The sequence below is a fragment of the Streptomyces sp. NPDC001410 genome (assembly GCF_042895235.1).
GTDB lineage: Bacteria > Actinomycetota > Actinomycetes > Streptomycetales > Streptomycetaceae > Streptomyces.
Map to the genome: position 1 here is coordinate 59,356 of NZ_JBIAWE010000019.1, position 21,462 is coordinate 80,817.

The 21,462-nt window shown below is 72.8% G+C and carries 17 protein-coding genes; 13 read left to right on the forward strand and 4 right to left on the reverse strand.

Annotated elements, in window-relative coordinates; genetic code table 11:
• Positions 1-19: 19 nt before the first annotated feature.
• The 5 genes from ACFY3C_RS34775 to ACFY3C_RS34795 all read left to right on the forward strand — a co-directional run bounded on the left by ACFY3C_RS34775 (position 20) and on the right by ACFY3C_RS34795 (position 5,249).
• Positions 20-2,251, forward strand: coding sequence for an MMPL family transporter (locus ACFY3C_RS34775; RefSeq protein WP_390773631.1), 2,232 nt, complete (start codon positions 20-22; stop codon positions 2,249-2,251).
• Positions 2,252-2,396: 145 nt separating this feature from the next.
• Positions 2,397-2,777: a hypothetical protein gene (locus ACFY3C_RS34780; RefSeq protein WP_390773632.1), complete on the forward strand. Its 381-nt coding sequence runs from the start codon at positions 2,397-2,399 to the stop codon at positions 2,775-2,777.
• Positions 2,778-2,830: 53 nt separating this feature from the next.
• The gene (locus ACFY3C_RS34785) at positions 2,831-3,043 is read left to right on the forward strand and encodes a DUF397 domain-containing protein (protein WP_390773633.1); all 213 of its coding nucleotides are present in this window, start codon (positions 2,831-2,833) and stop codon (positions 3,041-3,043) included.
• Positions 3,044-3,891: 848 nt separating this feature from the next.
• Positions 3,892-4,407, forward strand: coding sequence for a YbaK/EbsC family protein (locus tag ACFY3C_RS34790; RefSeq protein ID WP_386573296.1), 516 nt, complete (start codon positions 3,892-3,894; stop codon positions 4,405-4,407).
• Entirely contained in the window at positions 4,404-5,249 is an 846-nt protein-coding gene (locus tag ACFY3C_RS34795) for an EamA family transporter (protein ID WP_386573295.1), read from the forward strand. The genes ACFY3C_RS34790 and ACFY3C_RS34795 overlap by 4 nt, the downstream gene beginning before the upstream one ends.
• 151 nt (positions 5,250-5,400) lie before the next feature.
• On the opposite strand, the gene ACFY3C_RS34800 is transcribed toward ACFY3C_RS34795, so the two are convergent.
• Entirely contained in the window at positions 5,401-6,753 is a 1,353-nt protein-coding gene (locus tag ACFY3C_RS34800; RefSeq protein WP_390773634.1) for a hydrolytic protein, read from the reverse strand.
• A 232-nt stretch (positions 6,754-6,985) separates the two neighbouring features.
• Here ACFY3C_RS34800 and ACFY3C_RS34805 point away from each other — a divergent pair, with 232 nt between their 5' ends.
• From ACFY3C_RS34805 to ACFY3C_RS34820, 4 genes are all read left to right on the forward strand, one after another.
• Complete coding sequence (locus ACFY3C_RS34805) at positions 6,986-7,678, forward strand: LuxR C-terminal-related transcriptional regulator (RefSeq protein WP_390773635.1); 693 nt, start codon at positions 6,986-6,988, stop codon at positions 7,676-7,678.
• A gap of 203 nt (positions 7,679-7,881) precedes the next feature.
• On the forward strand, positions 7,882-11,046 hold the full coding sequence (locus ACFY3C_RS34810) for a hypothetical protein (protein WP_390773636.1): 3,165 nt from the start codon (positions 7,882-7,884) through the stop codon (positions 11,044-11,046).
• Positions 11,043-11,750 carry a DUF4255 domain-containing protein gene (locus ACFY3C_RS34815; protein WP_390773637.1) on the forward strand — a complete coding sequence of 236 codons (708 nt, stop codon included), beginning with the start codon at positions 11,043-11,045 and terminating at the stop codon, positions 11,748-11,750. Before ACFY3C_RS34810 ends, ACFY3C_RS34815 begins: the two co-directional genes overlap by 4 nt.
• 155 nt (positions 11,751-11,905) lie before the next feature.
• On the forward strand, positions 11,906-14,011 hold the full coding sequence (locus ACFY3C_RS34820) for an AAA family ATPase (RefSeq protein ID WP_390773714.1): 2,106 nt from the start codon (positions 11,906-11,908) through the stop codon (positions 14,009-14,011).
• Between the two features lie 22 nt (positions 14,012-14,033).
• On the opposite strand, the gene ACFY3C_RS34825 is transcribed toward ACFY3C_RS34820, so the two are convergent.
• Positions 14,034-15,623, reverse strand: a complete 1,590-nt coding sequence (locus ACFY3C_RS34825) for a DUF4157 domain-containing protein (protein WP_390773638.1) — start codon at positions 15,621-15,623, stop codon at positions 14,034-14,036.
• 250 nt (positions 15,624-15,873) lie between these two features.
• On the opposite strand from ACFY3C_RS34825, the gene ACFY3C_RS34830 reads away from it, so the two are divergent.
• From ACFY3C_RS34830 to ACFY3C_RS34845, 4 genes are read left to right on the forward strand one after another with little or no spacing between them, the layout of a single operon-like run.
• On the forward strand, positions 15,874-17,433 hold the full coding sequence (locus tag ACFY3C_RS34830; RefSeq protein ID WP_390773639.1) for a phage tail sheath family protein: 1,560 nt from the start codon (positions 15,874-15,876) through the stop codon (positions 17,431-17,433).
• 35 nt (positions 17,434-17,468) lie between these two features.
• Complete coding sequence (locus ACFY3C_RS34835) at positions 17,469-17,909, forward strand: phage tail protein (RefSeq protein ID WP_097254126.1); 441 nt, start codon at positions 17,469-17,471, stop codon at positions 17,907-17,909.
• Positions 17,906-18,412 carry a hypothetical protein gene (locus ACFY3C_RS34840; RefSeq protein WP_390773640.1) on the forward strand — a complete coding sequence of 169 codons (507 nt, stop codon included), beginning with the start codon at positions 17,906-17,908 and terminating at the stop codon, positions 18,410-18,412. The genes ACFY3C_RS34835 and ACFY3C_RS34840 overlap by 4 nt, the downstream gene beginning before the upstream one ends.
• The gene (locus tag ACFY3C_RS34845; RefSeq protein WP_163014002.1) at positions 18,409-18,567 is read left to right on the forward strand and encodes a DUF6760 family protein; all 159 of its coding nucleotides are present in this window, start codon (positions 18,409-18,411) and stop codon (positions 18,565-18,567) included. Before ACFY3C_RS34840 ends, ACFY3C_RS34845 begins: the two co-directional genes overlap by 4 nt.
• A 1,804-nt stretch (positions 18,568-20,371) precedes the next feature.
• Here the strand turns inward: ACFY3C_RS34845 and ACFY3C_RS34850 are convergent.
• Together ACFY3C_RS34850 and ACFY3C_RS34855 are read right to left on the reverse strand one after the other, a co-directional pair.
• Positions 20,372-20,593, reverse strand: a complete 222-nt coding sequence (locus tag ACFY3C_RS34850) for a hypothetical protein (RefSeq protein WP_390773641.1) — start codon at positions 20,591-20,593, stop codon at positions 20,372-20,374.
• Positions 20,594-20,749: 156 nt separating this feature from the next.
• The gene (locus tag ACFY3C_RS34855; protein WP_390773642.1) at positions 20,750-21,022 is read right to left on the reverse strand and encodes a hypothetical protein; all 273 of its coding nucleotides are present in this window, start codon (positions 21,020-21,022) and stop codon (positions 20,750-20,752) included.
• Positions 21,023-21,462 lie beyond the last annotated feature (440 nt).

The window sequence follows — 21,462 nt, forward strand, 5'->3', positions numbered from 1 at the left end:
TGACCGGGAGTACGCCCTCGTGGCCACGTTTCTCTACAGAATCGGCCGGCTCGCCTTCAGGCGACGGCACTTCGTCGCCCTCATATGGGTCGCGCTGCTCACCCTCGCCGGGGTGGGCGCCGCCTCCGCGCCGGCCGCCGGCAACTCCTCCTTCTCGATCCCCGGTACAGAGGCCCAGAAGGCCTTCGACCTGCTGGAACAGCGCTTCCCCGGGATGAGCGCCGACGGCGCGACCGCACGGGTCGTCTTCAAGGCGCCGGACGGCGAGAAGATGACGGGCGCCGGCAACAAGGCGACCGTCAAGAAGACGGTGAAGGAGCTGCAGAGCGGCTCCGAGGTCGTCTCCGTCGCCGACCCGTACATCGGGCACGCCGTCAGCAAGGACGGCACGATCGCCTACGCCTCGGTGAAGTACAAGGTCTCCGGCATGGAGCTGGAGGACTCCTCGCGCGACGCGCTGAAGGAGGCGGCGCAGCACGCGCGGGACGCCGGGCTCACGGTCGAGATCGGCGGTGATGCGCTGCAGACGGCGCCCGAGACCGGCTCCAGCGAGGTCATCGGCCTCGCGGTCGCCGCGGTCGTCCTCGTCATCACCTTCGGCTCGCTGCTCGCCGCCGGATTCCCGCTGCTGACCGCGATCATCGGTGTCGGCATCGGCGTCTCCACGATCACGGCGCTGGCGAACGCCCTGGACCTGGGCACGACCACCTCCACCCTGGCGTCGATGATCGGCCTCGCCGTCGGCATCGACTACGCCCTCTTCATCGTCTCCCGCTACCGCTCCGAACTGGCCGAGGGCCGCGAGCGCGAGGAGGCGGCCGGACGGGCCGTCGGTACGGCGGGCTCGGCGGTGGTCTTCGCCGGCCTGACCGTCGTCATCGCCCTGGTGGGTCTGTCCGTGGTCAACATCCCGATGCTGACCAAGATGGGTGTCGCGGCCGCCGGCACGGTCGCCATCGCGGTCCTCATCGCCCTCACCCTGATCCCGGCGCTGCTCGGCTACGCGGGCCGCAGGATCAAGCCGGCCGGCGAGAAGAGCAAGCTGCTCGGCGGCGGCAGGCCCAAGAGCGCGGAGAAGCAGGCCCGCCCGAACATGGGCACCCGCTGGGCGAGTTTCGTCGTACGGCGCCCGGTCGCCGTCCTCCTTGTCGGTGTGATCGGCCTCGGCGCGGCGGCGGTCCCGGCCGCCTCCCTCGAACTGGGCCTGCCGGACGACGGCTCCCAGCCGGTCTCCACCACCCAGCGCCGCGCCTACGACCTCCTGTCCGACGGCTTCGGACCGGGCTTCAACGGCCCGCTGATGGTCGTGGTCGACGCCAAGGACAGCGACCACCCGAAGGCGGCCTTCACCAAGGTCCGCGACGACATCAAGGGCCTGAAGGACGTCGTCACGGTCACCCCGGCCGCGCCCAACAAGGCGGGCGACACAGCGACGATCACCGTCATCCCGGACTCCAAGCCGTCCTCGACCACCACCGAGGACCTGGTGCACGCCATCCGTGGCAAGGGCGCGGACATCACCTCGGCGACCGACGCGAAGGTGCTGGTCACCGGCTCCACGGCGATGAACATCGACGTCTCGCAGCGCCTGAACGACGCCCTGCTGCCCTACCTCGCCCTCGTCGTCGGCCTGGCCTTCCTCCTCCTGATCGTGGTCTTCCGCTCGATCCTCGTCCCGCTGAAGGCGGCCCTCGGCTTCCTGCTCAGCGTGATGGCGGCCCTCGGCGCCGTGGTCGCGGTCTTCCAGTGGGGCTGGCTGTCGGACCTGATGAACGTCGAGGAGACCGGTCCCGTCATGTCGATGATGCCGATCTTCATGGTGGGTGTCGTCTTCGGCCTCGCGATGGACTACGAAGTCTTCCTGGTGACCCGCATGCGGGAGGCGTACGTCCACGGGGAGAAGCCCGCCCAGGCCGTCGTGACCGGCTTCAAGCACGGCGCACGGGTCGTCACGGCCGCCGCGATCATCATGATCGCCGTGTTCTCCGGCTTCATCGGCTCCAGCGAGTCGATGGTCAAGATGATCGGCTTCGGTCTCGCCGTCGCCGTCTTCTTCGACGCGTTCATCGTCCGCATGGCCATCGTCCCGGCGGTGCTCGCACTGCTCGGGAAGAAGGCCTGGTGGCTGCCGAAGTGGCTGGACCGCGCCCTGCCCAATGTCGACGTCGAGGGCGAGGGCCTGCGCACGCAGTCCTCGGCGGACGGCAAGAACGCCGACCCGGACGAGGAGAAGGAGCTGGTACGCGCCTGACGTACCGCTCGTGAAAGACCGCCGGTGAGGGATCCGTGGGGACGGGGCGCCCTCACCGGCTTCTTTTGTGCCTGAGTACCCGGGGGCCCGCGTTGAGTATCCGCGCCCATGCCCCACCGGCGGCCCTCCGCGCAGGATCGTCCTCGTGAACCTGAACCCTCAGACGTATGCGACTCTGTACGGCCCCGCGCGGCCGGCGCCGCGGAACAGCCGTGGTGAGACCGCGGTGGGCCTGCTGGCCGCCGTGCTCTGGATCCTCACCCTCAGCTCGCTCGGCTGGCTGACGTTCCTGGTGGGCATGGTGGCCGTGTGGGGCCTGGCGGACGGCATGTCCTGGCCGGAGGTCCGGGCCTTCGTGCTCCCGTACGCCCTGACACTCGTCGGCGCCGCCGCTGTCCTGACGGCACTGGCCTTCGCCCCCGGCGTCCGCCGCCTCAACCCCCTCACCCGCCTGCTGCTGACGGGCGCCCTCGCCTTTCCGGTGCCGACCGGGCTCGCGGTGTGGACGTGGGTTCAGGTCGGCTGAACTCCTCCTGGCAGCGTCACCTCGACCCACACCGTCTTGCGCGGGCGTGGGCCGTGCGCGACGTCCCAGCGGTCGGCCGGCGCCGCCACGAGGAGGAGGCCGCGGCCCGACTCGCCGTCGGGGGCGGCGGTTCGAGCGACTCCTGCGTCGAAGTCGCCACCACCCCCGCCACCATCCACATCCGCGACTCCAAGACCCCCGAGACGGGGCAGCTGAAGGTGACCCCCTCCGCCTGGGCCGTTTTCCTCACCCACGCTGCGAAGTGACCGTAGGGGCCGCCCGCTTCTTGGCCAGTGTCGTGCTTCCACGGCCCGCCTCAAGGGCGCTTCGCGTCGCCTTCGGCGATGGCCCTTCGAGCCATCCTTGACCCGGGCCGCTCCAGCACGGGGAAGAAGCGAGCGAGCGGCCCGGAAAGGCGGGGTCCCGGCCGGGGTTCGCGAGCAACCGTCGGCTGCGAGGGCACCCTCGGCTGACGGGCGCGGTCGCGCCTCGCCAGCACGCCGGGTCGGCTTAGCGACTTGCGGCCGGTGGGGGAGGGGGCAAGGTGGCGGGTCGGGGGTCGTGGCGGTCCCTCAGGCAGCAATTGGTGGATTTGGGCCAAGGGGTTGAGGGAGAGTCGCAGGTGAGGGTCATGCTCCCGGCCGTAGAGGTGGGACGGATGCACCACTCATGGCCCAATGCTGCCAATCACCACCCCCGCGTGACGGGAGGGACGGATGTGACGCCCCAACTGCCCCACCGACCCGACCCCGAGAGCAGCCCCCACCCACTCACCGCAAGCCGCTAAGCCCACCCGGCGTGCAGGCGAGGCGTGGCCGCGCCCCCTCCGCCGACGTCGCGTACACAGCCCACCCAGGGGACCGATCCCGGCAAGCCAGCCACTCTCCCCTGGCCGCTCGCTCGCTTCTTCCCCGTGCTGGAGCGAGGCGTGTCAAGGGTGGCCCGGAGGGGCATCGCCGAAGGCGACGCGTAGCGCCCTTGACTCGGCTCGTGGAAGCACGACACTGGCCAAGAAGCGGGCGGCCCAACGGCAACCAGGAAACGTCGTTCGCTCCGACAACTCATCCGACAACTCAGTCGCGTGTGCTGTACAGCGACCGCTAGCGTGCCCGGCATGACGACGACAGCCGCCACTGACGCCGAAGAGTCCGGAGCCCACCCCCGGTTCGCCGAAGCCCTCCGCGCGCTCGGGCTGGAGGATCTCCTCGCCCGGACCCGCCGGTTCCCGGAGGCCACCCGTACCGCCGCCGAGGCCGCTGCAGCGATCGGGTGTGAGCTGAGCCAGATCTGCAAGTCGCTGATCTTCGCCGCCGACGGGGTGCCGGTGCTGGTGCTGATGGACGGGGCCTCGCGGGTGGACGTGGAGCGGGTGCGGGAGGTGCTGGGGGCCGGGAAGGTCACCCGGGCCGACGCCGGCGTCGTACGCGAGACCACGGGGTACGCCATCGGCGGCGTACCGCCCTTCGGGCACCGTACCCGTACCCGGGTCCTCGCCGACCGCTCGCTGCTCGCGCACGACGTGGTGTGGGCGGCGGCCGGGACGCCGCACACGGTTTTTCCTGTCGAGCCCAAGGCGCTCGTCGCTCACGCCGGTGCCGACCTGGTGGACGTTCGCGAGCAGAACGCGTGACGCCGCTGGTCACCGTGGCGGTGCTGCTCGCTGCGGTCACCCACGCCAGCTGGAACGCCATCGCGCACCGCATCACCGACAAACTGGTCGGGTTCACGCTGATCTCCGGCGGCGGCATGCTCATCGGGCTCGCGGCGGCGCCGTTCGTGGCGTTTCCGGCGGGGCCCGCCTGGCCGTACCTGTTCGCCTCCGCGGGCGTGCACATCGCCTACTACGCGCTGCTGATGACCTCGTTCCGGCTGGGCGACTTCGGGCAGACGTACCCGATCGCGCGCGGCAGCGCACCGCTGGTGGTGACCGTGCTGGCGGCGGTGTTCGCGCACGAGGTGCCCGGCGTGTGGGCGGCGGCCGGGATCGCCGTGTCGTGCGTCGGGCTCACGGGTGTCAGCCTGTGGGGGCTGCGCGGCAGCCGGCCCGACTGGGCCGCGATCGGGGCCGCCCTGGCGACGGGTCTGACCATCGCCGCGTACACGGTGATCGACGGCCTGGGCGTACGTGCCTCGCACGCCCCGCTCGGCTACATCGCCTGGCTGATGGCCGTTCAGGGTGCCTTCGTCCCCGCGTACATGTACGCGCGTGTGCGCGGTGACGCGGTCCGGCAGCTACGGCCGTACGTCTTCGTCGGCTTCCTCGGCGCAGCCCTGTCCGTCGTCGCGTACGCCCTCGTCCTGTGGGCCCAGACCCGTGCCGCCCTCGCCCCCATCGCCGCCCTGCGCGAGTCCTCGATCATCGTGGGCGCGGCCATCGGGGCGTTGTTCTTCAAGGAGCGCTTCGGTGTGCCACGGATCGCGGCGGCGGGTCTGCTGGTCGTGGGGATCGGGCTGATGCTGCACGCGGGGTAGCGAGCGCCCCGGCACACGGCAGTGACCTGTTTCTGTCGGTAATGGTGTGGTTTTTGGTCCTGGATTGCCGATTTCCGGCCGGAACAAAAGTCAACCCTTTACATAAGCCGTCGGTAACGATCGACAATGGCCCGGAATCGGAAGGACCGGTTCATTCCCTGGTACGGCTGAGCACTCCGCTGACGTTCAGGACCTCGTGGCACCCCTGTGCCTGACGTCCGGTGGCCGGTGTGCCGGGCTTCGCGCACGTCACGTTGATGGTCACGGTGTCGTTCGCGGGGATCTTGATGGGGGTCACCCAGTGGTAGTCCTGGTTCCGGAAGGTCTCCAGCGCGATCGTGGTGATCTTGCGCTCGCCGAACGTGATCGTCAGCACCCCTTCGTCGCCCTGGAAGTTGGCGACGACGATGTCCGTGACCCCGAAGACACTGTCCTCGGGCACCTTGTAGGTACCGGTCCTGGTCTGCCCGCCAGACGTCTTCAGATCGATGGTCGCCGAACTCTGCCGGCCGTCGCCGCCGGAGGTGCCGTCGCCGCCCGAACCGCCGTCACCCGAGCCGCCGTCACCGCCGGTTCCGGACGGCGCCCCCGACGCCTTGCCGCCGGGCTTGTTGTTCCCGCCGGTGCCCGGAGATTCCCCGGAACCCTGGTCCCCGCCGGGCGTGGGACGGGGCTGGACCGCCTCGTGGGCCGCTTCCTTGGCGGCGCTGCGCACCACCGGACGGACCAGCGCGAACCAGGCGAGCAACAGCGCGATCAGCGCGGCGAGCAGCGCGAGCAGCCACTTCGGGAAGATGGGGATCTGGACGAACTCCGCGTCCAGCGGCGCCCGTACGGCGGGATCGTCCCGCCTGGTCTCCGCCGCCTCCTCCGGGTCCCCGGTCTCGGTGGTGTCCACGGTGAACGGCCACACCACGGGTTTGCCGAACCACACCGGCTTGGCGGTGCGGACCCGCAGCACGACCTCCGTCGACTCACCGGGCTCCAGCTTCGGCTCCGCCGGGGTGAAGGCGAACCCCAGCTCCTCGCCGGCCTGGCCGGGAGCGAAACCCACCTGCACCGGGGTGTTGCCCTGGTTGCGCACGGCCAGCCGGTAGCGGCCGCGCAGCCAGCCGCGCCGGCGGCGCGGGGCCAGCTCGGTCTGCAGCTCGTGGAACTCCTCGACATGCACGGTGGTTTCGAGGACCCGCACCGACTCGGGGTGCTCGGTCGGCAGCACCCGCACGCCGAGCGGCTTGTCGCCGGCCCGGATCTCCGGGGAGCGCGGCGGCGCCAGACGGAGCGTCACCGTCTCGGAGGTGCCGGGGTACAGCGAGACACGCGCGGGTTCCACCGTGGTCCAGGGCGCGCAGTCCCCGACGACCTCCAGGCTGTACGCCTCGACGATGTCGCTGTCGTTGCGCACGGTCAGGGTGGTGGTGGCGATGTCACCGGGCGTCACCGTCACGGCCGGGATGTCGAGGCCGGGCGCACCGGGTCCGGAAGAGGCTGCGGAAGGCGTCACGCCAGCACGGTAGGAGAGCGCTCCGGAGCGCGGCGAGGAGCGCGAGGGCAACACCCGGGCAGTCACGGTGCCCGTGAAGTCAAATCGAACGTCTTTGTGACAGCGGGTCGTTGATGTGGCGCGCCGCCTCCCGCGGGCCGCCCTCCCGTGGTCGCCTCGAGCTGCACTTCTACCCCCACGAAACTCATGAAACAGGTACACCATGTCCCCTGTTGAGGAGAACGGCCCTGTTATGTCCGATGCCACGTCACATGCTGCCGCTCGGATCGACTCGACCCACCGGACCTCCCGCCCAGCCCTCCCGAACCGGGTGACCGTGGCCCTCTACGCCGCCGATCCCGTCCTGCGCATCGGCGTCGTCCAGCAGCTGCGCCAGCGCCCCGAGGTCGACCTGGTGGACGAGGCCGACGCGGACCGGGCCCTGGTGTCACTGGTGGTCGTGGACAGCGTCGACGACGACGTCGCCGCCCTGCTCAACCGGCTGCGGCACAACAGCGCCACGCACACGGGCCTCGTGGTCGGCACCCTCGCGGCCGGCGGGCTGCAACGTGTCATCGAGTGCGGCGTGGCGGCGGTGCTGCGCCGCGCCGAGGCCGATCAGGACCAGCTCCTGCGCCTGGTCCTGGCGCTGGCCAACGGCGAGGGAGTGCTGCCCGGCGACCTGCTCGGCAAGCTGCTCTCCCACGTCGGCAGCCTGCAGCGCTCGGCGCTCGACCACGGGAGCCTGTCCCTGTCCACCCTGACGACGCGCGAGGCGGACATGCTGCGCCTGGTGTCGGAGGGCCTGGACACCGCGGAGATAGCCCGCAAGACCGCGTACTCCGAACGCACCGTCAAGAACGTCCTGCACGAGATCATCACCCGGCTGCAGCTGCGCAACCGGGCCCACGCGGTCGGTTATGCGCTGCGCAACGGGCTGATCTGACGGACGGCGCCGTCGGGCCGGGACGGGGGCCGGACGGTCGGCCGGGCGGTCGGTCGGGCGACGGCAGGGAACCTGCACTGCCCGAAAGCGCACCGCGCGCTTCCCCCGGGTACGGCCCCGCCGCCCTGCCATGCCGCGCGCCCGCCGGTGCAGGGTGGCGGGGGCACATCCGGATGCCGCACCACACTGCGAAGGGGACCGTGATGGAAACCGCTGGCTCCGGCGGGCGGTACCGCCTGGGGAGACTCGGCTCGGCCTTGCTGCTGCTCGTCCCGCTGCTCGGGGTGGCCGCGGCCGCCGGGCCGGGCAGCGCCGAACCCCAGGCGAGGCCGGCCGACGCCGCGGCCACCCGGGTCGCGTACGCCGGTACCCGGCACCGCAGTCTCGGCCGGGTCGCCACCACCACCTCCAGCACACCGCTGTTCGGCGCGGGCCCGGCCCACAACGACGTCCAGCCGTCCGCCCTCGGCGACCAGATGGTCTTCGCCAGTCGCCGCGACGAGAAGAAGCCGCAGATCTACCTGCGGTCCGCCGATGGTTCGGTACGCCGGCTCACCAGGGGCCTGGACGCGGCACACCCCCGGCTGACGCCGGACGGCCGGGCCGTGGTGTTCGACGCGGCCGCACCCGGCGGCCCGGACGGCCGGACGCAGCGCGACCTGTGGCTGGTGCGCACCGACGGCACCGGCCTGACCCGGCTGACCGACACGCCCGCCGACGAGGAGTGCCCGACGGTGTCCCCGGACGGGCAGCGGCTGGCGTACTCCAGCGACAGCGACCCGGCGGCCGGCCGGCAGATCTACGTCCGGCCCCTGGACGGCGGCACCGCCACCCGGGTCACCGACCCGGCGAACGGCACGGCGACCGAACCGGCGTGGAACCCGGTGAACGACGACGAGAACCGGAACTGGATCGCGTACACCGCCACGACCACCGTCGACGGCCAGCCTGTGCCCCGGCTGCGGGTGACGAACGCGGAGGGCACCGGTGACGAGCCGCTGCTCGGGGGCGCGCGGGCACAGTGGCGTGCCCACGGGGCAGCGTGGCTGCCCGACGGGGACGGTGTGCTGTTCCTGAGCCCGGAGATCACCTGTGAGTGCGAGGGCGACTGGGACCACGTGTTCCGGGCGACCGCCCACTCCGACCAGGTCCCCTCACTGGTGCTCAACGAGAACCGCGAGGTCCTCTCGCCCACCTGGCTCGGCCCGCTGAACGGCGGCGGCGTGGTCGTGGAGCGCACGTCGGCGGCCACCCCGCACGTGGTGACGCTGCAGGACATCCGGATGGACGGGGCCGACCCCCGCGACCTGGGGCTGACGATCCTCGACGAGGACCCGGCGGCCGACACCAACACCGATCCGGCCAAGGACCCGCTGTTCCAGCCCGCGGCCGGGTACGACCCGTGGACCGAGCGGCAGAACTACACGCCCGACGGCCGCCGGATCGTCGTCACCCGCTTCGAGAACAACGCCGACGGCCGGCGGATCGAGCGGATCTGGATGACGGACGCCGACGGCTCCAACGCCGCCCCCCTGCCGCTGGCGGGACGCGGGGCGAAGGACTGGGACACCGACCCGACGTTCTCCCCGGACGGCAAGTACCTCGCCTTCACCCGGACTTCGCCGGGCGGTGTCGGCCAGGCCGCCGGACCCAGCCGCATCCTCATCGCGGAGGTCGCCACCGGCGCGATCATCGGCCGGATCACCCCGCCGGCCGGGCAGCTCCAGGGCCAGGACGCCCAGCCCACCTGGTCCTCCGACGGCACCACCCTGGCCTTCACCCGCAACATGGAGATCAACGGGGGCGGCGGCAACAAGCACATCTGGACCGTGCCCGTGAACGACCTGTCCCGGCAGCGCGACCTGAGCGCCACGATCTGCCCGGGCGACTGCGAGGTCATCGACGACAGCCCGGCGTTCTCCCCGGACGGGCTGAGCATCGCCTTCAACCGCAAGAACGGCGCCGGCCGGATCGACGAGCAGAACGGCATCCTCCTGACGTCGCTTTCGGGCGACGACTGCCAGGTGCTGCTGCCCACCGCCGCCCGCGGCCTGCCCGGCGCCTGCGGCCGGGAACTGCCGGAGAACACCGGCCCGTTCCAGCCCCGGGACGCCGCCTGGACGGCCGACGGCAAGGGGCTGGTGATCAGCGCCCGCCCCAGCCGTCCGGTCAACACCCCCGAGAAACTCAAACTCCTGGACATCGCGTCCGGCAAACTCACCAAGCTCACGACCGAGCTTCCGGGCCGGCAGAAGGAACCCAGCGTCCAGCAGTCCGTCGACCTCGCCGTCAAGGCGCCCGGCACCGTCCCGGAGGTGACCGTCGGCGACTCCACCACGGTCCGCGTCGACGTCGTGAACAACGGCCCCGCCGCCTCCCCCGGCACCCGGCTGACCGTCGCCCCGCCGCTCGGCGTGCGCGTCACCCGGATCACCTGGTCCGGGGGCACCTGCGACGCCGCCTCCCTCCAATGCGGCGTCGGCGTGGTGCCGCCCGGTACGACCGTTCCGGTGGACGTCACCCTCACCGGGGTCACCGCGGGCGACGCGCCCGTCGACTGGTCGGTCACCGGCACGGTCCTGGACCCGCGGCCCAGCGACAACGCGAGCCGGACCGTGGTGCCGGTGCGCGAGGCCACGCCGCCCCCGACCCCCACGCCGACCCCGACGCCGCCCACTCCGACGCCGCCGCCCACTGTGCCGCCGAAGCCGCAGGAGCCCAAGGCCGGGCCCGGGGTGCGCGTCACGGCCCAGCCGAACCCCGGCTACGTCGGCGGGCGCGTGGTCGTGACGTACACGGTGCGCAACGGCCGCAACGCGCTGGCGACCGGTCTGCGGCTGCGCATCGGCCTGCCCAAGGGCATCCCGAACAGCGGGCCGCCGGAGGGCTGCGACCGCTCCTGGGTGTGCGCGCTGCCGGACCTGACGCCGGGCGCGAGCACCGTCGTACGCGTCGTGCTCAGCCCCGACAAGGCACTGACCGGCCGGGTCACCGGCGTCCTCACCACCACCGGGACGGACGCCGACAAGAGCGACAACACCGCACGGCAGCGGCTGCGCATCCTGCAGCCGCGCATCGTCGCGGTGCCGGACATCGGCAAGCCCGGGTTCGTCACCTCGGTGCGCGGCAAGGACTTCCCGCCGGGCGCGCCGGTGCGGTTCACCTGGAAGCCGGGGATCACCGCGGCCGCGGCGCCGACCGTTCCGAAGCCGGACGGCACGTTCATCGGCCAGCTGCTCATCCTCGCCAAGGACCAGACGGGACCGCGCATCATCACCGCCAAGGGCCCCGGGTTCTCACCCGTGACCACCGACTTCCTGGTGGTCAACGGCAGCGTGCAGCCGCCCGACGAGGTGACCCGCCGGTGATCCACGAGGTCGACGAGGGGCTGCGCCGCCTGCTCGGCGAGTCGGGCCTTGAGGCATCGGGCGTCGACGTGGTCTTCGACGCCCCCACCCGGGACTGGGCCGCGCGCCGCAGCGCCCCGACGGTGTGCGTCTTCCTGTACCACATCCGCGAGGACGCAACCCGGCGCGGCAGTGGCGCCGGGGAGGTGTACGACGAGGACGGGTACCTCGTGGCGCGGCGCAGCCCGCCGCGCTGGTTCGAGCTGACGTACTTGGTCACGGCGTGGGCGAACCGCCCGCAGGACGAACACCGGCTGCTCTCGCAGGTGCTCACCTGTCTGGTGGCGGGCGACACGCTTCCCGCCCGGCTGCTCACCGGCACGCTCGCCGAACTCGGCCTGACCGTGGGACTGGACACCGCCGGGGGCGCGCTCGACGCACCGGCCGCCTCCGACGTGTGGTCGGCGCTCGGCGGGGAGATGAAGGCCTCCCTCGCGGTGCAGGTGCGGGCACCGCTCGCCGGCGTGACCACGGCAGCCGCACCACCGGTCACCGAGGGCCTGGTCGTCCGTTCCGCGGCCGGGCGCGAGGGCGAAGAAGTGACGTCCGGGCGCCGGCTGCGCTACACGGAGGTCGGCGATCCGGGCCCGGAGGGTTTCACCGGCCCGCGTGAACGGCCGCCCGCCCCCGCCCGACGCCGCCGCCGGGGGGACCGTCAGCCGTGACACACACCGCCGAAGATGTCGCGGACACCCGAGCCGAAAGCGAAGCCGAGATGCCCGGCCCCTCCGGTACCGAAGCCGACGTGGCTGCCCGAAGCGTTGTCCGACTCGGCGCCGAGGCCGTCCCGGACGGCATGGAGCACACCGCCGAACCTGCGATGGCCGCCCGAACCGACGTCCGCCCCGATGCCGGTGCCGTCACCGCCGACGTGGACCACCTGTGGACGCGGCTTCGCGTGGTCGAGGAGCGCGTGCGGCACGCGGTGGCGGCCCGCCGGGCCGGCGACCCCGACCCCGACGACCCGTACCGGGGCCAGTACCTCACCCCCGAGGCGGCGGCCCGCATCCTGGACGAGCCGGGCGGCCTCGACGTACCCGCGCACGAGCCGGGGCGGCCGCCCGCCGGTTCCGTCCTCGACGGCCTCGCCCGGAGGTTCGGGTTGTCCCCGCTCGACCTGGACCTGCTCCTGGTCGCGCTGGCACCCGACCTCGACGCACGGTTCGAGCGGCTCTACGGCTACCTCAACGACGACCTGACACGACGGCGCCCCACGGTCGGGCTCGCCCTGGAACTGTGCGGGCTCGCCGGGGCGGCGTCCGCCCGGTTCCGGCTCGCTCCGGGCGCCCCGCTGATCGCGGGCGGTCTGGTGGAGGTCACCGAGCCCGAACGGCCGCCGCTGTCACGGGGGTTGGCGGTCTCCGACCGGGTCACCGGGCATCTGCTGGGCAGTGCCCGGCCCGACGCCCGGCTCGCCGGGATACTCGGCGAGGCCCGCGAGGACCCGAGCGCCGAGGCAGCCGACGTCCACCGCACGGCGGCCGCGGCCGGCACCGGCGTCGGCCTCGTCCATCTGCGCAGCCGGGGCGGCGATGCGGCGGGTCTCGCCGTCGCCGCCCTGCGCGCGGCCGGGCTGCCACCGCTCGTCCTGGACGCGGTGGCCCTCGCCCGGCGCTCGGCCGACGTACCGGAACTCGCCCGGACAGCCGCCCTCGAAGCCCGCCTCACCGGCGCCGGAGTCGTCCTCGGCCCCCTGGAGGCGCTCCCCGGGGAACCCGCCGAACGGGCCGGAACGCTGGGGGCGTTGTGTGCGGCGCTGCGGGGGATCCCCCTGATCACCCACGGCACGGTCGGCTGGGCCCCGGAGTGGGCGGCCGACACCCCCGTCGCCCTGACCGTGCCGGCGCCTTCGCCCGAACGGCAGGCCGCGCGCTGGCGGCACGCCCTCGAAGGGGCGGCCGACGACATCTCGGGTGACGACCTCGCGACCGGTGACGTGGAGGCGCTCGCCGAGGCGGTCGCCGCGCACCGCCTGGACTCCGGGCAGTTGCTCCGCGCTGCCGATGTGGCGGTGCGCACGGCCGCCCTCGCGGGGCGTCCGGTCCGCCCCGACGACCTGCGCACGGCCGTACGGGCCCAGAACGGCGCGGGGCTGGAGCGGCTCGCCCGCCGGGTGGAGCCGGGCGTCGGCTGGGACGACCTGGTGCTGCCGCCGACCACCCACCGGCGGCTGCACGAACTCGCGGTGCGCGCCCGCCACCGCGAGCAGGTGCTCGGGCAGTGGGGGATGCGGCCCGGCGGCGGCCGGGGACGCGGCGTGATCGCGCTTTTCGCCGGGGAGTCGGGCACCGGCAAGACCATGTCCGCCGAGGTCGTCGCCGCGGACCTGGGCATGGACCTGTATGTGGTGGACCTGTCCACAGTCGTGGACAAGTACGTGGGGGAGACCGAGAAGAACCTGGAGCGGATCTTCACCGAGGCGTCGGCGGTCAACGCCGTGCTGCTCTTCGACGAGGCCGACGCGATCTTCGGCAAGCGCTCGGAGGTGAAGGACGCGCACGACCGGCACGCCAACATCGAGTCGGCGTACCTGCTGCAGCGCATGGAGTCCTTCGACGGGATCGCGGTGCTGACCACCAACCTGCGGGCCAACCTCGACGAGGCGTTCACCCGACGGCTGGATGTGATCGCCGACTTCCCGGTGCCCGACGCCGGCCAGCGCCTCGCCCTGTGGGAGCGCTGCCTGGGCGACCGGCTGCCCCGCGCCGGGGACCTGGACCTCGCCTTCTGCGCCGACCGCTTCGAACTCGCCGGCGGCTCCATCCGCGCCTGCGCGGTGACCGCGGCCTACCTCGCGGCCGAGTCCGGCAGCCCGCTCACCATGCGGCAACTGGTGCGGGCGGTCGCGCAGGAGTACCGCAAGCTGGGACGGCTGGTCCTGGAGGGCGAGTTCGGGCCTTACCTGGCGGACGCCCTCGACGCCTGAGCCGGGGGCGGCGTGGAAGACCTCAGTCGGAGGCCTTCTTCCACTTGTCGCCCACTTTCTTCCACCGTTCGAGGGCGGGCGGGGAGAGGATCGCGCCTCCGTACTCCTTTTCGTGAAGGCGCTGCGCCTCCCTCAGCTTGTCCGCAACGGCCCCCCAGTCGACGGTGGCCGCGTTCGCCAAGCTCAGTGCGTCCTTCAACTCGCTCGACCGCGGCGTCATCGCACCCTCAGGCGTGTAGTTGAAGTCGGTTCCGGATCCCGGGTCGCCGGTCCTCGTGTCGCTCGCCGGGCCCATTTCCAGGTTGGCCGGCATGTTGTGCAGGGCCTTTTTGTTCGCCGCGGTCGAGCCGAGTACCGTCCGCACCTCGTCCAGGAACTCGAACAGCGGTTTCGCGTTCGCCTTGTCCCTCTCGGCCGAGGCGAGTACAGCGTCCAACTCGCTACGGGAGATCTTGTGATGGAGGGTCGTCTTGTCGCCCCAGATCGGATGGTCCGCCCGCATCCCCGCATGTGCCGAAGTGACCGCGCTCGCCGCCCAGTCACTGCTGCCGCCGCCCATACCCGCGAACCCGGACGCGTGTTTCGCGGTTTCGATCTCCGCGAGGAGAGCGTCCATCATTGACTCGTCGTTCTTCACTTCGTCGAGCGTGAAAAGATCGCTTCCGGGTACGATTCCGATCTCTTCGAGGAGGAGCTCCTTCTCGTTCTGCTTCTTTGCCTTGAATTCTTCGCTGCGTCCCTCGAAGTACTCCATTATTTCCTCGAACACGGTCTTCGAGGAAGTGGCCGCTTCCGCGGGTGGGTTGCCCCCCGCCTGCTTTTTCGACTGCTTCTTCTTGGGGGGCATGCGCTGCACCTCGGCCGACGCCCCGGTCGTCCGGTGCGCGGCGTCGGCGGTGTGGTCCGCGACCGAGCGCTGGACGTCCGCACCGCCGCGCATCACCTGCTCGGCCTTGCGTTCGGCCGACCTTTCGAACCGGTCGGAGGGGTCGCTGATGCTCAGGCCGCTGCCGTTGTCGGTACCGGCCACAGCCCCCGCACGCTGCTGGCGGACGTGCTCCAGTTCGTGCGCGAGGGTCTTCTTGTCGATCGTGCCGCGGAACACGATGTGACGGGTGCCGGTGGTGTACGCCTCGGCCCCGACCGCCTCGGCGGAACGCCGGGCAGCGGCGCCGGTGTGGACCGCGACGTCGGAGAAGTCCTCGCCCGAGAAGCGGGCTTCCATCTCCCGCTGCAGCGAGGCGGGCAGTCGGCTGCCGGCGGACCGCACCACGGAGTTCACCGCGTCGGCGGCGCTCGGCTGCGCCGCGGCTTCCCGGCCGTGTCCCGCGCCGTGCTGATGCTTCGAGCGAGGGTCCTCGTGCACCCCGGCGTCCTGCTGTTCCTGGGCGTCCAGCTGCTCCTGGGCGGGCGCGCGCCGGGCGCGCCGGGCGATCATGGCGGTGACCGCGGCGTTGCCCGCGCCGCGCTGCGCGGCCCGGAGCGCGTCGGCGGTGAGTGGCGGCGGCGTGGCGGCGCCGCCCGGGGACGTCTCCCGGCGGGCGGCGGCGGCCGGGCCGCGCGTGGCCTGCCGGATCTCGGTCTGTTCTGTGTGCGCCCCGGACGTCCGCACTTCGCTGCCTCCTAGTCGGCCGCACCCCTGCTCCGGCCCCCCAGTGGACCGCCCGGGCGACCGGGACGTCCAGGCCCGTACGGGCAGAACGAGGGCAACTCCGGGCGGCGGCCGGACCGCCCGAGCGGGCAGCCGAAGGCAGCGATCTTGCCCTTGGCCAGGTCTCCGCGTCCCTGTCGCCCCGGCGGACCTCCCGCCCAGACTCGGCCTGGACACAGCTGACAGACCCGTAGGACGCGAAGGAGCGAGCATGCCGACGTACCTCACCCCGGGCGTGTACGTGGAGGAGGTGCAGTCCGGTGCCCGGCCGATCGAAGGGGTCGGCACCGCTGTCGCCGCGTTCGTGGGCTTCGCCGAGAACGGCCCGTTCCACGCGCCGACGCTGGTCACCGGCTGGGACCAGTACACCCAGCTGTTCGGTGGCTTCACCGAGGGCGCCTACCTGCCCCACGCGGTCTACGGCTACTTCGCCAACGGCGGCGGCGCCGCGTACATCGTGCGGATCGGCGGATCCGCCGAGGACACCTCCGCGCCGGCGGCCCAGGGCGCCAAGCGGCAGCAGACCAAGGCCGTGGAGCCGGCGGAACTCGGCGGTTTCCTGGTCGCGGCCAAGCCCGGCGCCTTTGGGGTGTCGGTGGAGGTCGCCGACGCGGACGGCGAGAACCCGCCGGAGGACCGCTTCAAGGTCCTGGTCCGCCAGGGCGACCAGGTGGCGGAGACGTACGAGGCCTCCGCCCGCAAGAACGTCAAGGGGTACCTGGTCAACCAGGCCCGCGCCTCCAAGCTGATCGAGGTCACCGAGCAGCGCGGTGCCACCCAGAGCAGGCCCGCCAACCAGACCGTGGCGCTGGCCGACGCCCCGGCAGCGTCGGCCGTGCCCGGCTCCGGCGCGGTGTCCCGCCTCGACCCGGCCGAGTACGTCGGTGACGCCGGGGCCCGCACCGGGTTCGGCGGCCTGGAGACCATCGACGAGATCACCATGGTCGCGGTGCCGGACCTGATGAGCGCCTACCAGCGCGGCGACATCGACGCCGAGGGCGTGCGCACCGTGCAACTCGCCGTGATCTCGCACTGCGAGCAGATGGGCGACCGGGTCGCCGTCCTGGACGCCCCGCCCGGGCTCTCCGCCCAGCAGGTGCGCACCTGGCGCAACGACGAGGCGGGCTACGACTCCCGGTACGCCACCCTCTACTACCCGTGGGTGCGGGTCTTCGACCCGGCCGCCGGACGCAACACCGTCGTCCCGCCGAGCGGGCACATCGCCGGTGTGTGGGCGCGCAGCGACGCCGAGCGCGGTGTGCACAAGGCGCCCGCCAACGAGGTGATCCGCGGCGCGGTCGACCTGGAGACCCGGCTCAGCAAGGGCGAGCAGGACCTGCTGAACCCGATCGGCGTGAACTGCATCCGGGCCTTCCCCGGCCGGGGCATCCGGATCTGGGGCGCCCGCACCCTCTCCTCCGACCCGGCCTGGCGCTACCTGAACGTGCGCCGTCTCTTCAACTACCTGGAGGAGTCGATCCTCCTGGGCACCCAGTGGGTCGTCTTCGAGCCGAACGACGACCGGCTGTGGTCGAGCATCCGGCGCAACGTCACGGCATTCCTCAGCGAGGAATGGCGCCGTGGCGCCCTGTTCGGCCGCACCGCCGAAGAGGCCTTCTATGTGAAGTGCGACCGCGACAACAACCCGCAGGAGTCCATCGACCAGGGCCGGGTCGTCTGCGAGATCGGTGTCGCACCGGTCAAGCCCGCCGAGTTCGTGGTCTTCCGGCTGGCCCAGTTCTCCGACACCACCAGCCTCATCGACGAGTGACCCGCGGGTCTGCAGAGAAAGGTTGACAGACAGTCATGGCAACGGGCGATGCTCTTTCCACCCACGTCTTCGGCGTGCAGCTCGGCGGCTACATGGTCGAGTCGATCCAGGAGATCAGCGGGTTCACCGTCGAAGAGGATGTAGTCGAGGTCAAGCAGGTCACCTCGGAAGGCAAGCAGATCATCCGCAAGCAGCCGGGCGCCCGGCAGGCCGGCGAGATCACGATCACCCGGGGACTCGACCAGAGCAGCGAGTTCACCAAGTGGATCAAGGAGACCCTGAACAACGGGGCCGTGAACTCCGCACGGCAGAACCTCACCATCGAGATCAAGGACACCGAGGGCAACACGGTCCGCCGCATCCAGCTGATGCAGGGCTGGGCCTCCAAGTGGGAAGGCCCGTCCCTGAAGGCGGGCGAGTCGTCCGCGGCCACCGAGTCCGTCACGATCGTGTTCGAGGAGATCGTCGTCGAATGAGGCGTCGTACGGTCACGGCGGGCAACCTGGAGGAGCTGCTCCAGGTCACGGCACCCGCCACGGCACCCGCTGCGGCGCCGGAACAGGTGGCGGCCGCTCCGGCCGCCGCCCCGGTGCCTCGGGAGGACCACGGCCTGCGCACCGAGTTCGAGTTCGAGCTGCCGCGCGGGTACGTCGACGAGGCGGGCACAGTGCACCGCCATGGCGCGATGCGCCTGGCAACGGCCCGGGACGAACTGCGGCCCCAGATCGATCTGCGGGTCAAGGAGAACCCGGCGTACCTGAGCGTCGTACTGCTGAGCCAGGTGATCACCCGGCTCGGGAACATCACCGACGTGCACGCCGGGATCGTGGAACGGATGTACGCCACCGACGTCGCCTTCCTCCAGGACTTCTACCGCCGCGTCAACAGCGAGGGCCACACCCGTGCGGCGGTGACCTGCCCGCACTGCGACGGCGGCTTCGAGGTCGACCTCTCGGGTGGGCGCCTGGGGGAATCGTGACGTACGCCCTTCCCCGGCTCCGGGAGGAGATCGCGTACATCGCCTACCACTTCCACTGGCAGCGCGAGGAGATCCTCGACCTGACCCACGGCGAGCGCCAGCAGTGGGTGGCCGAGATCGCCCGCATCAACACCCGCATGAACGAAGGCGGTTGAGCACATGGCATGGCGGGACTGGCTGCGCCGCCGGGCCACCGGAGGACCGGACACCGCGGAGCGCCCGCGGCGTGCGGGGCGCACCGGCGAGGGCCCTGACCCGAGCACGCCCGGCGGCTCGGGTTCCGCCGCGCCGGTTCCCTCCGTGCCGCACGACTGGGACGGCGGCTGGCGCCGCACCGCCGCGCCCGAACTGACCCTCTCCCGCGTTCCGCTCGGCGTCAGCGACGGCCTCACCTTCCGCGCGGGCCTCGCCGCCTGGCAGAACCCGTCGTTCGACAACGGCCTCGGACACGCCCTGCAGCCCACGGCCCCGACCGGCCTCGTACGAGGAGTCACGCGCCCGGCCGCGGCACGGCCCACCCACACCGGTGGGGGGCCACTGCTGCTTCGGGCACTGCGCCCGGACGGGGCAGAGGGGGCGGAGGGCCACGGGACTCCGGAAGCCGGGACCCCGGACGGCACGGCTCGGACGCCGGACGGCCGGACACCGCAGGTCCAGCGCCGGGCGCGTGCGGGGGCGCGGAGCTCGGGTCCCGGGCCGTCCGTCTCGGAGCCGTCAGGTTCAGTGCCGTCAGGTCCAGCGCCGTCCGGTCCGGTCCGGCCCGGTCCGCTGCCCTCCGGCTCCGGCGATACCGGAGTGGCGGAAGCGGGTGCGGGCCCGGAGCCCGTGGTGGCGCGTCCCGGCGGCAACAGCGGCAACAACGCGGCGGAGGAGGGGCGTTCGAACGGGGCTCCGCAGAACCGTGGCCTCACGTCTGGGGATTCCCCGGCCGTGCTCTCCTCGTCGCCTCCCCCTGTCCAACGCGCCGCGGCGCCGGGCACGGCCCCGGTCGTGACTCCCACCGACACCGGCCGCCCGCCGGCCGCTCGGGAGATTCCGCTGGTACGACGTGTGGCGGTGCTCCCGGGCACAGCAGCCGGCGGGGGTATGGCCCGTTCCGCGTCCGAGCGGGACTCCGGGGGTGCATCCCGGCCCACGGCAGGTTCAGGAGGCCGTACACCCTCCGGCCCCGCCGCCCGGACGACAGGTTCACCATCCGCTCGGCGAGCCGGACAGCCGGAGGCGTCCCACCCTGCCGTCCGACTCCGACCGGTGGGGACTCGGCTGACCGTCGCCCTGCGCCCGGCCGGACCCGCACGCCGCGTCCCCGCCCTGCGGCCCGCCGGCACCCCGGCGACCGCGGGCGGCGCCCCCGAGGCACCCGGTCCCAACTCCGCCACGACCGAACCGGCCGGTACGGGGGTGCCCTCGACCGCCCCCGTACAGCGTGCCGCCACCCGCACGGCGAGCCGCGCACCTCTCGGCGCCCCACTGAGCGAGCTGCCCGCCACGGCCGTTCCGCCGACGCAGGCCGCCCCCGCCCCACAGCCCCCGCCCGGCGCCGGATCCGTGTCCGGTAGGGCGCTTCCCGTCGTCCAGCGGCACGCCGAGGGCACAGCGGAAGGCGCAGTTGGCGCCTCGCGGTCGGCTGACGGTGGTGCGGGCGGGACGAGGCATGGTGCCTCGGGGCCGGCTGACGGCGGCGGGAGCGGGACGAGGCATGGTGCCTCGCGGCCGGTCGACGGTGGTGCGGGCGGGACGAGGCATGGTGCCTCGCGCTCGGCCGACGGCGGTGCAAGGGGGACGAACCACGGCGCCCCGCGCCCGGCCGACAGCGGAGGGAAGGGGACGGCCCACGGCACCCCGGGCGGCACCGACGAGTCGCGCCGGGCTGCCGGCCCGGCCCGGAGCGGCGCACGGGTGCGAGGTGGCCTGGGCGCGCCGCTGCCCGCGATGCCGCCGAGCGCCGACCTGCCCGGTTCAGCCGCGTCCGGTGCCCGCGCCGCTCGTACGGCGCCCGGCCCGGACGTCCAGCGCGCCCCGGCCCACCAGGACAGGGGCGCCGGAGCCGCTCCGGCACCGTCCGCGGCGGATCGAGACCGGGCGCCCGGTGAGACCGCACCCCTGCGGCGGGGAGAGGGGGGAGCGGACGCGCCGCTGCTGGGGGCCGTCGACGTCCAGCGCAGCCTCGCGGACCAGCACACCACAGGGGGCACCGCGGAACCCCGCCCCACCAGCCATGGAGACGGACCGGCCACACCGCTGGTGACGCCGTCTCCGGCCGCAGCGCCGGAAGGCGCAGCGGGTACGGCAGGCCCGGCAGGCCCGGCAGGGAATGCGCCACGCTCCGGTGTGACCTCAGCCGGGCCGGGCCTGGACGGGCAACGGCCCCAGGAACCCGGTACCCAGGGCCCGGTCGTCGTGGCCCGGGCGCTGGCCGAAGCAGGCACCGAACGCACCGAGCGCACCGAAGGTGGCCGCGCCTCTGCCGCCGTCCCGCCGTCCGCACCCCACTCCCTCGGCCCCGCGGCCGACCGACCTCGCGGCGCAGCCGACCCGCGCGTTCTCACCGCGACCGGCTCCGGAGCGCACGCCGTCCCTGCGGCGCCCCGCAGCCTCCAGTTGCTCCACGCGCGCCCGCTCGCCGTGAACACCCGCGCTCCGGAAGGGGTGGCGCAGCCCACCGCCTCCCGCACCGGCGACCGTCCCGTGGTGGCCGTGCGCTGGCCCGGCGCGCCGGCCGTCCCGCAGGGCGAGCCCGAGCCGTCCACCGGGGCGTCCGCGTGGCCGTCCCGGAGCCCGAGCCCGTCCGCAGGCACCCTGGTGACGCCTCAGGTACAGCGAGCCGCGACCGCGTACGGACCGGAGAACTCGGGTGTACGAAGCACCAGTTCCCCGGCGACGCCTCACGTACAGCTGGCCGCGACCGCGCACGGACCGGAGAACTCGGCTGCACGAAGCACCAGTTCCCCGGCAACATCTCACGTACAACGAGCCACGACCGTGCACGGACCGGAGAACTCAGGTGTACGAAGCACCAGTTCCCCGGGAAACGTCCAGCGCGTCCCGGT

Coding starts and splice junctions, on each gene's coding strand:
- ACFY3C_RS34830 (WP_390773639.1), top strand. CDS start 15,874: ATGCCGACGTACCTCACCCCGGGCGTGTACGTGGAGGAGGTGCAGTCC.
- ACFY3C_RS34790 (WP_386573296.1), top strand. CDS start 3,892: ATGACGACGACAGCCGCCACTGACGCCGAAGAGTCCGGAGCCCACCCC.
- ACFY3C_RS34840 (WP_390773640.1), top strand. CDS start 17,906: ATGAGGCGTCGTACGGTCACGGCGGGCAACCTGGAGGAGCTGCTCCAG.
- ACFY3C_RS34835 (WP_097254126.1), top strand. CDS start 17,469: ATGGCAACGGGCGATGCTCTTTCCACCCACGTCTTCGGCGTGCAGCTC.
- ACFY3C_RS34820 (WP_390773714.1), top strand. CDS start 11,906: ATGGCCGCCCGAACCGACGTCCGCCCCGATGCCGGTGCCGTCACCGCC.
- ACFY3C_RS34810 (WP_390773636.1), top strand. CDS start 7,882: ATGGAAACCGCTGGCTCCGGCGGGCGGTACCGCCTGGGGAGACTCGGC.
- ACFY3C_RS34805 (WP_390773635.1), top strand. CDS start 6,986: ATGTCCGATGCCACGTCACATGCTGCCGCTCGGATCGACTCGACCCAC.